At 67.0% G+C, this 12,248-nt stretch carries 9 protein-coding genes; 4 read left to right on the top strand and 5 right to left on the bottom strand.

What is annotated here, in order from left to right; genetic code table 11:
• Positions 1–2: 2 nt before the first annotated feature.
• On the bottom strand, positions 3–3,002 hold the full coding sequence (locus tag XCC_RS17280) for a ligand-binding sensor domain-containing diguanylate cyclase (protein WP_011038432.1): 3,000 nt from the start codon (positions 3,000–3,002) through the stop codon (positions 3–5).
• Positions 3,003–3,208: 206 nt separating this feature from the next.
• Between XCC_RS17280 and XCC_RS17285 the strand changes: the two genes are divergently transcribed.
• The 3 genes from XCC_RS17285 to XCC_RS17295 all read left to right on the top strand — a co-directional run bounded on the left by XCC_RS17285 (position 3,209) and on the right by XCC_RS17295 (position 6,041).
• Positions 3,209–3,862, top strand: a complete 654-nt coding sequence (locus tag XCC_RS17285; RefSeq protein ID WP_011038433.1) for a TetR/AcrR family transcriptional regulator — start codon at positions 3,209–3,211, stop codon at positions 3,860–3,862.
• 128 nt (positions 3,863–3,990) lie between these two features.
• Positions 3,991–4,647 (top strand): protein-L-isoaspartate O-methyltransferase family protein, encoded by a 657-nt coding sequence (locus XCC_RS17290; protein ID WP_011038434.1) that lies wholly within the window; start codon positions 3,991–3,993, stop codon positions 4,645–4,647.
• Positions 4,648–4,667: 20 nt separating this feature from the next.
• Positions 4,668–6,041 (top strand): TolC family outer membrane protein, encoded by a 1,374-nt coding sequence (locus tag XCC_RS17295; RefSeq protein WP_011038435.1) that lies wholly within the window; start codon positions 4,668–4,670, stop codon positions 6,039–6,041.
• Positions 6,042–6,452: 411 nt separating this feature from the next.
• On the opposite strand, the gene waaA is transcribed toward XCC_RS17295, so the two are convergent.
• Positions 6,453–7,772, bottom strand: a complete 1,320-nt coding sequence (gene waaA / locus XCC_RS17300) for a lipid IV(A) 3-deoxy-D-manno-octulosonic acid transferase (protein WP_011038436.1) — start codon at positions 7,770–7,772, stop codon at positions 6,453–6,455.
• A gap of 430 nt (positions 7,773–8,202) precedes the next feature.
• Between waaA and XCC_RS17305 the strand changes: the two genes are divergently transcribed.
• Entirely contained in the window at positions 8,203–9,123 is a 921-nt protein-coding gene (locus tag XCC_RS17305) for an LpxL/LpxP family Kdo(2)-lipid IV(A) lauroyl/palmitoleoyl acyltransferase (RefSeq protein ID WP_011038437.1), read from the top strand.
• Between the two features lie 253 nt (positions 9,124–9,376).
• On the opposite strand, the gene XCC_RS17310 is transcribed toward XCC_RS17305, so the two are convergent.
• Genes XCC_RS17310 through XCC_RS17320 form a run of 3 tightly spaced genes read right to left on the bottom strand, consistent with a single transcriptional unit; the run spans position 9,377 to position 12,012 of the window.
• Positions 9,377–10,711: an O-antigen ligase family protein gene (locus XCC_RS17310; RefSeq protein ID WP_011038438.1), complete on the bottom strand. Its 1,335-nt coding sequence runs from the start codon at positions 10,709–10,711 to the stop codon at positions 9,377–9,379.
• Positions 10,692–11,804 (bottom strand): glycosyltransferase, encoded by a 1,113-nt coding sequence (locus XCC_RS17315; RefSeq protein ID WP_011038439.1) that lies wholly within the window; start codon positions 11,802–11,804, stop codon positions 10,692–10,694. Before XCC_RS17315 ends, XCC_RS17310 begins: the two co-directional genes overlap by 20 nt.
• A 10-nt stretch (positions 11,805–11,814) precedes the next feature.
• The gene (locus XCC_RS17320) at positions 11,815–12,012 is read right to left on the bottom strand and encodes a zinc-finger domain-containing protein (RefSeq protein ID WP_011038440.1); all 198 of its coding nucleotides are present in this window, start codon (positions 12,010–12,012) and stop codon (positions 11,815–11,817) included.
• Positions 12,013–12,248 lie beyond the last annotated feature (236 nt).

Consider the following 12,248-nt stretch of genomic DNA (forward strand, 5'->3'; position numbering starts at 1 on the left):
CGCTACTGATCGATCAACCGATCGCGTCCCTGCCGTTTGGCGTGATACAGCCTGCGGTCGGCCAGCGCCAGCAACTCGCGCCGGCTGTGCGCCTCGTTGCTCATCGCCATGCCCATGCTGGCAGTGCACTGCACGGTGGCCTCGTCTGCGGCAATCGCGATGGTGCCCAGGCGTTGGCGCTGTTGTTCGAACAAGGCACGCGCGTGCGCAGCCTCCAGGCCGGTCACGGCCAGCAGGAATTCTTCGCCGCCGTGGCGCGCGGCAAAGCAGTGCGCGTGTTCCTGGTCGGCCAATACCTCACCCACTGCACGCAACACCGCATCGCCGACTTCGTGGCCGTGCGCATCGTTGATGCGCTTGAAGTGGTCGATGTCGGCCAGCGCCAATGCCAGCGGCGCGCCGCCCGCCTGCGCCTCGTCCAACCATTGCTGCAGCACGCGCTCGGCTTCGCGGCGGTTTGGCAAAGCGGTGAGCACATCGTGGCTGGCGCGGTATTCGAGCTGGCGCATCAGGGCTTCACGCTCCTGGCTGGCCTGCTGCAAGGCCAGGTTCTTGTCGCTCAATTCACGGGTGCGCTTGTCGATCACCACGTTGAGCTCGCGCTGGCGGCGTCGATAACTGGCGGTGCGCCACAGATAGAACCCGTAGATCACACTGGCCAGGCACAACACGCCCAGGCCGATGACTTCGCCACGCCGCCACCACGGCGGCGCCAGTTCCAGCACCACGCTGGTTTCACCGAGCAACGCCGCCTGGCGCCAATCCACCGGCAGCGACATCGCCTGCACGCGGAAACGGAACCGCCCCGGCGGCAGATTGGTATAGACCGCTTCGGTCGCGCTGTCGGCGTCCACCCAATCCGGGTCGAAGCCGTCGAGCCGGTAGCGGTAACGCACCTTGTCCGGCCCGCGGAAATTGAGCCCGGCATAGCCAATGGCGATGCGTCGGGTATCTGCACTCAGACGATGCGGGCCGTCCAGCGGCTGCACCATGCCGTCCACCACCAGGCGCTCGATCACAATCGGCACGCGGTGGCCTTGCAGGGTGCCGACCCGGGCGGGGTCGATCACGCCCAGGCCGGCCGCGGTGGGAAACAGCAACTGGCCGGTTTGCGTCAGCCAGCCGGCCGGCGCGCTGCTGCCGTTGCCCTGGTTGCCGGGCATGCCGTCGCTGCGGTCCACCACTTCCACACTGAGCTGCTCGCGGGTGCCGGCGTCGATCTGGTCGAAGTCGCGCCGCGCAATCCGGAACACGCCGTGATTGCTCGACAGCCACAGGTAGCCGCGGCCGTCATCGATGACGCGGAACACCTTGTCGCGCGGCAGGCCCACACGATGGTCATACACCTGGAAGCGCTCGCCGCGCAGCCGCAGCAGCCCGCGGTCGCTGGCAATCCACAGATCGCCACTGGGATCGCGCAGGAAATCGAAGGCGTTCTGGCCCGGAAAATCCTGCTCGCCCAGCCAGGCGCGGGTGCCGCCATCGGGCGACAGTGCGGTCATGCCACGGTCGGTTCCGCTCCAGATGGTGCCCTGGGCATCGCGATAGAGCACCTGCACCGAGCCATCCGGCACCCCGTCGGCGGCGGTGTAACGACGCGCGCGGCCGTCGTGCCAGCGCACCAACCCGGCAGTGGTGCCGATCCACAACGCATCGCCGTCCGGCAACACCGCACGCACCGATAACGAGGACAGGCCCTCGGCCGCACCGATGCGCTGGACCACCGCCCCCTGCGCATCCAGACGCAGCACACCCTGGCTATAGGTGCCGGCCCAGACCCCGCCATCGCCCGCATCGGCCAGCGCCAGCACCGATTGCTCCAGCACCCGCCCGGCACTGCCCCGCGAGAACGGCACGCGTGCGATCTGCCCGTCGCGCCAGCGGTCCAGGCCCACCGCGCTGCCCACCCACACGGTGCCATCGGCGGTCTGCAACACGCTTCGCACGTAGTCCGAGGCCAGGCCGTCGTCAATGGTGACGCCATGCGCAGCGCCTTCGGCGACCCGGAACAGCCCATGCGTGCTGCCCACCCAGATCAGGCCCTCGGCATCCTCCAGCAATGCCGGGCTGGCCACGCCGGAAATGGCGATCTGTTCGTCTGGATCATCCGGCCCGCTGTGCACCACCAAGGTGCCGGCGGAAAGGCTCATCCACAGGTGACCGCTGCGGTCCATCACCAGCGAGTCGACCCGCTGGCCCTGGCGGAAGCGCTGCAGGCCCCCGCCCCGGCTCCACCACCACACCCCGTCGTCGCCAGCCACCAATAAGCCGCCCTGGCGATCGCTGGCCAGCCGACGCACGGGGGTGTCGGCCATGCCATGCGCCTGCCCCCAGGCAGTTGCGGCGCTGGCGCCTAGCGGCAGCTGATACAGGCCGACGTCGGTCCCGATCCACAGGTCGCCACGCGCGTCCGTCGACAAGGCGGTGATGCGTGCGCGTGGCAGGCCGGCCTGACGCCCGACATCCACCACCCGCCCATCCAGCTCGATCCGGTACAGCGTCTGCGGCGTGCCCACCCACAACGCACCATCGGCGCGCCGTAGCAGCGCGCTGACAGCCAGATGCCTAGCGGAGGCATCGCCCAGCTGTTGCCAGCGGCCGTCCTGATGACGGTACACACCGTCGAAGGCGGTGCCGAACAGCATGCCGTCGCCATCGCGTACCACCACGAACACTCCGCCCAGCTCTACGCCAGGGGTGTTCTGACGGTCGAACACGGTGAAATCGCGCCCATTGAAGCGCGCCACGCCTTCCCAGGTGCCGAGCCAGATCACCCCATCGCTGCCCTGGGCGACCGCATGCACCAGGTTGTGCGGCAGGCCGTCATCCATGTCCCAGCGGGTGACCGTGTGATAGGCGGTGTGCTTGAGCGGATGCGCGCCAAGCGGCCAGCCAGCCAGCAGCGCCCAGCACAGTAGCGGCCACAGCCACAGCGATGCACTCCGCAGCGCCTGCGCACTGCGGAGCTCGCCTGTGTGCGCATGCGCCCCGACCCCGTCCACGCGTCCTGCTTCGCCCCTTCGGCTGCCCGTCAACAGGGTGTTGCAGGCCGTTCGGCAATTTATCACCGGGGGTAGCAGCGACGCGCTAGGTGGATTCCCCACAGCGCCGGGGCAGACCACGACAGCGCAAGCGACTCACCGCAACGGTTAATGGACCGCGCGGTGCCGCCATATAAATATAGAACCCGATGGTCTAGTATTGGCGCATGTCCAGCTCGCCCCCCCTCAAGTCCAAGGCCAAGAGCAACGGCCCTGGGCGTCCCAAGGATCTTGGGAAACGCGCCGCCATCCTGGGCGCCGCCCGCTCGCTGTTCATGGAGCAAGGTTTTGCGGGCGTCAGCATGGACGGCATCGCCGCCCTGGCGGGCGTCTCCAAGCTGACCGTCTACAGCCACTTTGGCGACAAGGAAAGCCTGTTTGGCGAGGCGATCCGCGCACAATGCCAGCACATGATGCCCGACGACCTGTTCGACCATGCGCCCGAAGGCGCGTTGCGCGAGCAGCTCATCGAGATCGCCGACGCCTTCTTCGCCATGGTCAGCTCCGACTCGGCCATTGCCACCCACCGCATGATGATGGCGCCAGGTACCGGCGACGTGCACGTGCGGGAGATGTTCTGGGACGCTGGCCCCAAGCGGACCCAACAGGCGCTGGCGGATTTCCTCAGCGCGCGCGTGGCCGACGGGCAGCTGGAGATTCCCGACGTGGCCCGCGCCGCCGCGCAATTCTTCTGCCTGCTCAAGGGCGAGCTGTACGCGCTGATGATGTGCGGCCTGCACGGCCAGCCCGATCGCGCGCAGGTGGACGAGCACATCCACGCCAGCGTGGATTTCTTCCTGAGAGCCTATGTGCCGCGCTGATCGGGCCTGCCCTTTGGTCGCGGTGACTTCCGGCACTGCGTGGTTTGGCGGCGCCCGGCGATGCTAGATGCGCCAGTTGCCCCAAGCCCCGCTAAAATGCCTGCCCCGCCGCGTTGGATAACCGCACCATGACGATCGATTTCACCCAGGCCCGCGAAAAGATGGTCGAACAGCAGATCCGGCCGTGGGATGTGCTGGACCTGCGCGTGCTCGACGTGCTGGCGCGCATGCCGCGCGAAGCCTTCGTGCCGGAGGCCTACAAGACCCTGGCCTACGTCGATGTGGAAATTCCGCTGTCGGCCGGCCACAAGATGATGAAGCCGGTGGTCGAAGGCCGCATGTTGCAGGCCCTGGATCTGCAGCCCGGCGAAGACGTGCTTGAAGTGGGCACCGGCAGCGGCTTCTCCACCGCCTGCCTGGCCGCACTGGCCCGCGAAGTGGTGAGCCTGGAGATCGACCCCGCGCTGGCCGCCGCCGCGCGTGCCAACCTGGACGCCACCGGCCTGGGCAGCAACGTGCGTATCGAAACCGCCGACGTGTTCGCCTGGCAGAGCGAGCGTCGCTTCGACGCCATCTGCGTGACCGGCGCGGTCGATACGCTGCCGACCCAGTGGCTGCAGTGGCTGCGCCCGAACGGCCGGCTGTTTGTGGTGCGCGGTCACGATCCGGTGATGGAGGCCGTCCTGGTCCGTGGTGACGTCAACGCGCCGCGCATCGAATCGTTGTTCGAAACCGACCTCGCCTATCTCCAGGGCGCCGCACCGACGCCCCGATTCCAATTCTGATTCCCAAGGAAGCTTCCCCGATGATCCGCCGATCCCTCGTCCTGGCGCTGGCCGCCGCCCTGTTTCCGATGGCCGCGCACGCCACCGACCTGCTGCAGGTCTATGAAATGGCCCGCAACGGCGATCCGCAGCTGGCTGTTGCCGAGTCCACGCGGTTGGTGAATCGGGAAGGACAAGTGCAGGCGCGTGCGGCGTTGTTGCCACAGCTCAACGGCGCTTTCGATTACAGCAAAGCTCATCGCGAGATTGAGGGTCAGGATGGGCGCATTACAACTTCGTCACGCTCCAGCCAGATCCAGGGCTCACAAACCATCTTTAACTGGTCGCAATTTTCCACACTACGTGCACAGCGTGAAGTCGCCAAGGCAGCAGACTTCACGCTCGAGTCTGCCAACAACGACCTGATCACCCGTACCTCGGCAGCATATTTTCAGGTATTGGTCGGCATCGAGTCACTGGCAGCGGCCGAGACCAACGAGGCAGCGGCCAAGAAGCAATTCGACTACGCCGACAAGCGTTTAGAAGTGGGTCTGGCGCCGATCACCGACGTGCACGAAGCCCGTGCCCAGTACGACCAGGCGCGCGCCGATACCATCAATGCACGCAACACCTTGAAGGATTACTACCAGGCCTTGACCGAACTCACCGGTCAGCCGGTGGTGGGCCTGCGCGCGTTGCCAGAAAACTTTCGACCGGAAGTTCCTGCCGCTTACAGCAATGTCGACCAATTGGTGGCCTCGGCTATCGCCGACAATCCGGCGCTGAAGGCCCAACAATTGCAGGTCAGCGCAGCTGAAGCGAGTATCAATGCGGCAAGGGCAGGTCACCTTCCCACCGTCAATTTGACTGGCAGTGTGGGCCGCAGCAATAGCTGGGGTACCGGAGCCGCAGAAAGCGGTGTCTTCACTACTCAGGGACGTGACATCGACACCGACTCGATCGGCATCAGTGTGTCGATTCCAATTTTTGCTGGTGGCGCGACGCAGTCGGCAGTACGTCAGGCAATTTCGCAGCGTGATATTCAGCAGGACACCTACGAACAGCAGAAACGCGCGCTGGATCGCAATACGCGCAATGCCTATCAGACCGTAGTAGCCGGTATCAGCGAGGTGGAAGCACGTCGCCTGTCGGTGGTGTCCGCTCAAGCGGCTTATGACGCGTCTCAGGTCGGCCTGGAAGTGGGTACGCGCACCGTGCTGGACGTGGTGCAGAACCAGCGCACGTTGTTCCAGGCACAGCAGTTATATGCACAGGCGCGTTACACCTTCCTGCAGAACCGCCTGCTCCTGGCTCAGGCCATCGGCAAGATCGATATCGCCGAACTGCAGGACGTGAATCGCCTGCTGTCAGTAGAGGCAGAAGCCAAGCTGCAGGGCAGCGGTTCGTTGCAGTAAGCACGTGCGCAGTGAATGAAGAGGCGGGCATGGCCCGCCTTTTCCATGTCTGCACTGTGAAAACCGGTGTTGTCATGTTTCGGTCTCGAATCACGGCAACGAGCTTGTGCAGATGTGCGCTTGGGCAGTGCGCTGCGCTGCCGAGTGAGGGCTGACGCAGCGGCAATGCCGCGATGTCTGCAATCATCAGTAGCAGTCCGGATTTCGCCTCACTGACGATGCGCTTGCACGCAGGTCGCGCCGACCTCTCCACCCTGCTGAGCACGCTACGTAGTGCCTGCTCAACTGCAGGAAACGGAGAGGCACACGTGCGGAGCGCGTGCCTCGCATGGGCGCGCCTTGGCACACCGACAGCCGAACCCCACGCAACCTGGGCGCAAGCCGACCTGGGCGGCGCGCTGCCGCCGCAACTCACTGCGACGAAGCGATCTCGCTCGCCAGTGGTGGCAGGTGCGGCGCAATCTGTACCAGGGTGCGTGCCACCGCGCCCTTGCCGTTAGCCACCAGCGCCAGCCCGGCCGCGGCCATGGCCTCGCGCTGTGCGGGGTCGCCGAGCAGGCGGGCCAGATCGCGTTGCACACACGCGGCGTCCTCGCAAATGGTCACTGCATCGGCCTCGCGCATGCGCCGCGAAATTTCCGAGAAATTGTGCAGGTGCGGGCCGGTGACGGCCGGTGTACCCACCGCCGCCGGCTCGAGCAGATTGTGGCCACCGATCGGCTGGAGGCTGCCGCCGACAAAGGCGACCTGCGCGCAGGCGTAGAAACTCATCAACTCGCCCAGGGTATCGACCACGAATACCTGGTCGCGCGCCTGCGGCCACTGCTGCGCTTTGCGGGTAGTCACCGTCCAGCCGCGGTCACGCGCCAGCGCCTCCACCTTCGGAAAGCGCTCCGGATGCCGGGGCGCCCACAGCAGCAACAGGTCCGGGAACTGTTTCAGCAGCTGCGCATGGATGTCGGCCACCGCCGCTTCTTCGCCTTCGTGCGTGCTGGCTGCAATCCACACCGGCCGGGTTGCCGGCACCTGCCTGCGGAACTGCGCCACCAAATCCTGTAGCTGCGCCGGTGCGGCGATATCGAACTTGAGATTGCCCAAAGCAACCACTTGATCCGGTCGCGCGCCCAGGGTGATGAAGCGCCCGGCATCGTCCTGCGACTGTGCTGCCACGCAGGTCACGGTGCGCAAGGCGCGGCTGATCAGCGGTGCGAGCACGCGGTAGCCACGCAGCGAGCGCGCCGACAGCCGCGCATTGAGGATGTACACCGGAATCTGACGGTCGCGGCAGCCGAACAGCATGTTCGGCCACAACTCGGTTTCCAGGATCAGCGCCAGCCGCGGGCGGAAATGTTCGAGGAAGCGCCCGACGCTGCCGGGCACGTCGTAGGGCAGATAGACGTGATCCACCGCATCGCCCCACAGCGCGCGCACGCGCTCGGAGCCGGTCGGGGTGATGGTGGTGATGACCCAGCGGATATCCGGCCGTTGCGCACGCAAGGCGTTCACCAGTGGCGCCGCCGCATTGACCTCGCCGACCGACACCGCGTGCACCCACACGCGCGGGCGCCCGCAGGCATGCGTGTAGGAGGCGTAGCGCTCGTTCCATCGGTTGAAATATTCGCGCACGCGGAAGCCGCGCCACACCAGGTGGTACACCGTCACCGGCAGCAACAGGTAGAGCAGCGCCGAGTACAGCCCGCGCAACAGCCATTCGATCGGGTCTTTCCGCATGCGTGCAGGATACGGGAGGCGTTGCGCGCGCGCATGTGTGGCCGTCCTGCCTGCTTGGTGATTGGCCTGGCCTGCCTGGCCCGGCCTGGACGCAGACACTGGTGCGGTCGTTCGCAGTGCAGCCCACAAGTGCGGCTGTGCGCGCGATCGCCTTGCTACCCCTGCATCGCGACCTGTAGTCCATCCGCCTCAGACACACCGCGGGTGCCCAGTAGTCCGCCGACACGTTGGACACAAAGGTCCCGTCCTACCCGCATGAGGCAGGTGTGCGGCGAAGGCTGCGCGTGACGTGGCGCCGCCGCATGCGCAAAGACCATGAGCGCGAACAATCCCTGCCAGTAGCGCTCACAACACGGTACGCGCGACACGTTGGCTGTACCGCCCACCGCCCACTCACCTCAAAGCCCGGAGCACGCTCTAGAATTACGCCATGTCCGAGTCCGCCAACGTCGCCGTCCGCCCTTCCCTGCGCAACCCCAAGCACTGGCCGATGTACCTGGGCCTGGCGGTGATGGTGCTCGCCGGGCGCCTGCCGTGGCTGCTGCAACGCGCGCTTGGCCGCGGCGTTGGTTGGGTGGCGATGCGCCTGGCGGGCACGCGCCGCCGCGCGGCCGAGGTCAACCTGAAACTGTGCTTCCCCGAGCAGGACGATGCGTGGCGGGCACGGCTGTTACGCGACAGCTTCGACGCACTGGGCGTGGGCCTGTTCGAATTCGCACGCGCCTGGTGGGGCAGCATCGCCACCATCCGCCCACGCATGCAGATCGAAGGCCTGGAACATCTGCAGCGGCTGCAGGAACAAAAGCGCGGCGTGCTGTTGGTGTCCGGACACTTCATGACCCTGGAAATGTGCGGGCGCCTGTTGTGCGACCACGTGCCGCTGGCCGGCATGTACCGCAAACACCGCAATCCGGTGTTCGAGTGGGCGGTCAAGCGCGGCCGGCTGCGCTACGCCACGCACATGTTCGCCAACGAGGACCTGCGCGCCACCATCAAGCATCTCAAGCGCGGTGGTTTCCTGTGGTACGCGCCGGACCAGGACATGCGCGGCAAGGACACGGTCTTTGTGCCGTTCTTCGGGCATCCGGCTTCCACCATTACCGCGACCCATCAGCTGGCGCGGCTCACCGGCTGCGCGGTGGTGCCGTACTTCCATCGTCGCGAAGGCGGCAGCTACGTGCTGAAGATCGCACCGCCGCTGGCGGACATCCCCTCCGACGATGTGATTGCCGATACCACGCAGGTCAATGCGGCGATCGAGGACATGGTGCGCGAAGCGCCCGATCAATACCTGTGGATCCATCGCCGCTTCAAGCGGCAGCCCGGTGGGCGGAGCGACTTCTATCGCTGAGGGCGCTGGCGCTGGCACTACGTGCTTGAGTGCTTGAGGTGCTTGAGTGCTTGAGTGCGGCGAGCGTCTAGCCAGGCGGGCCGCTGACGTACGTAGTTGAACGCGCATTGCAGGCAGCGATGGCGCGTCAAACGGATACGGCGCTCTTGCCAGGCATCCGCGCCACCACATAAGTGCCGCATACAGCTGCAGAGTCATTCAGCCGGTTGAACCCCGACGTAAACCACACACCTCGCCAGAACCAAACATCCACTCAGGCAGGCGGCGAACGATCCCCATCGTCATTGAGCAACGCACCGGCATACAGGCCGGCCAGCATCAGGCTGAGACCGCCCCAGAAGCTCGAATAGAACGCCAGATGCGTGTTAAGCGGGAACACCGTGGCCACCAGGGCGATCATCGCCGGGCGTGCCTGCGCGCGGGCTGCCGGGCTCGAATAGCGCCATGCGCGCCACGCCTGCGCCGCGCCGGCCAGCCACAGCAGCAGGCCGATCACCCCGGTTTCAGCCAGGATTTCCAGCAAGATCTGATGCGCGTGGAAGGCCGGGCCATCGCCCCAGGCCGGGGCCTGGTCAGGTGCAGGATTGCAGGCCGGGTACGCCTGGCGAAAGCCGCGCGCGCCCACGCCATTGAGCGGATGCTCGCGAATCATGCATAGCGCCGCGCCCCAGATCTGCGCACGCCCGGACAAGGCCTGATCCACGCCCTGCTCGCCATCGGTAAAGGCCAAGGTGGTGCGTTGCAGGCGCTCTCGGGCCTGCGGTGCCACGGCAACCACGCCTGCGGCCAACACCGCGCCCAGCGCCGCCACTGCGATCACCTTGCGGCCGCCCAGCAACTGCCAACCGGACAGCAGCACGATCACCCCGTAGGTGATCCACGAGGCGCGCGAGCCCGCCAGCACCAGCACCACGCCTACCGACGCCGCCGCGCCGGCCCACGCCCAGGCGCTGCGCCGGCCCAGCGCCAGCAGCAGGAACGGTGACAGGCTGGCCAGGGTCTGGCCGAACTTGAGATTGCACGGCCCCAGCACGCCGCTGAGCCGGTCGACCACCGCCAGTTCCTGCGCGGTGCAGAGGCCGTGCCCGCTGATCAGCTGTTTGACCTGATCCAGCGCGAAGAACAGCGGACTACTGCCCAGCGCGACCTGCAGCAATGCGTCCAGCGTCCACACCCCGGCGATCACCGCCAGGCCGATAAAGGTGCGCCGCCGCCGTTGCGCGTTGGCCACCGCGATGGCGCACAGCCACATGAAAGGCAGGTAACGCAGATCGGTAGCGGACTTGCGCAGCGCGCGGCCCACGTCCACCGCATCCACGGCCGAGAGCATCTGCGGCAACCAGTAGGCGAAGAACAACACACTGGTCAGCGCCCAGGCCGCGCCGCTCAAGAGCCTGGTGCCGCCGCGAAAGCGCGCGTGCAGCAGCCGGTAGGCCGCGAACACGGCGCCCAGCGACAGCACCGTTTCGGCCAGACCCGGGGTGGGCCACAAGGCCACAAACAGCAGCACCCACACCGGCGCCCAGCGGCCAGCATCGGGCGTCAGCACGGGCGCGCGCGGCGCGGGCTCAGCGGCGGAGTTCGTCATAGACCTTCAAGGTGGCCGTTTGCATGGCCTGCAGCGTGTAGGGAAGCCGCGCCGGCGGTGCCGGGCGGTGGTGCAGTAACGCAAGCGCCTGCTGCGCCAATGCCTGGGCATCGAATGGCGGCACCGCGCCGGCGGGCTGCAGCTCGGCGAGCAGTTCACCAGCGCCGCCGTGCGCCCAGCCCAACACCGGCCGGCCCACGGCCAGCGCTTCGATCACGGTGCGGCCGAAGGCTTCGGGCTTGCGCGAGAGTTGCAGCACCAGGTCGCTGGCGGCATAGGCCTCGGCGATGCGGGCAGTGGGTTCGGTGAAGGCCACGGCATCGGCCACACCCAGCCTGGCCGCCTCGGCTTCCAGTTCGCGGATATAGGCCTCACGCCCCGGCTCGCGCGCGCCGGGCAGCCACAACCAGGCCGGCAGACCGGCGGCGCGCACAGCGGCGAGCAGCTGCAGGCCATCGGCATGCCCTTTCAGGCGCGTGCCGCGACCGGGCAGCAACAGCAACGGTGCATCGGCTGGTAAGCCGGGCACCAGCGTCTGCGCCCACGTGCGTGCGCGCCGGTCTGGCTGCGGACGGCGTGGGAACTGCGCGATCTCCACGCCGCGCGGGATCACCCGCAGGCGCGCGGTATCGGTGTGCGGGTAATGCGTGCACACGTAGTTGCGCACTGTCTGCGAGACGCAGATAACGCGCTCGCCGTAGGTCATCACCGCGCTGTAGCGGCTGGGCGAATTGAGCCCGTGCACGGTGGTGACGAAGCGTGGCCGCATGGCCGGCGGCATCCCGCGCAAGGCGTACCAGCCCAGCCAGGCCGGCAGGCGCGAGCGCGCGTGCACGATATCGGCGCCCAGTTCGGTGAACAGCCGGCGCAGCCCCACCACGTGGCGCAAGGTCAGCAACGACTTGCGCCCGATATCCAGCGTGAGATGTTCGGCGCCGACCTCCAGCAACGGCTGGACCAGGCGCCCGCCCGCGGAGACGACCACGGCGCGATGGCCGGCGCGCACCAGCGCAGCGGCGATTTCCAGGGTGGAGCGCTCGACGCCGCCGGACTGCAGCGCCGGCAGCAGTTGCACCACGGTCAGGCGGTGCATGCCGCCAGGATCAGTCGGCGAGCACGAACAGTGCACCGCAGTACGGGCACTTGGCTTCGCAGTTGGGCTCGTCTTCGATCGGCAGGTACACCCGCGGATGCGAATTCCACAGCGCCATCGCAGGCGTCGGGCAGCTCAGCGGCAGGTCACCGCGGTGCACGGTGTAGCGCTTTTCGGCATTGGCGGGCGCGGTGGCGGTCTGGCTCATGGCGGCACGATCGGAAGGCGAAGACAGAGCGCGGATTCTAGCAGCCTCGCGCCCGGCACGGCCCAGTGACGCGCCCAGCGCGCGGTGCCGACGTTTGCCAGCGGGCTGCCAAGCGTGTTCACCATGACCATTGCCTGCGCTATCGGCGTCCCCGGCTTTGTTGCGGCACGGTCCCGAATCTGGTGCCGGTCGGTGTGACGCGAGCGGCGACGCATGCGCCGTATCATCGGCTGACA

Origin of the sequence: Xanthomonas campestris pv. campestris str. ATCC 33913 (assembly GCF_000007145.1) — a bacterium.
Classification (GTDB): domain Bacteria; phylum Pseudomonadota; class Gammaproteobacteria; order Xanthomonadales; family Xanthomonadaceae; genus Xanthomonas; species Xanthomonas campestris.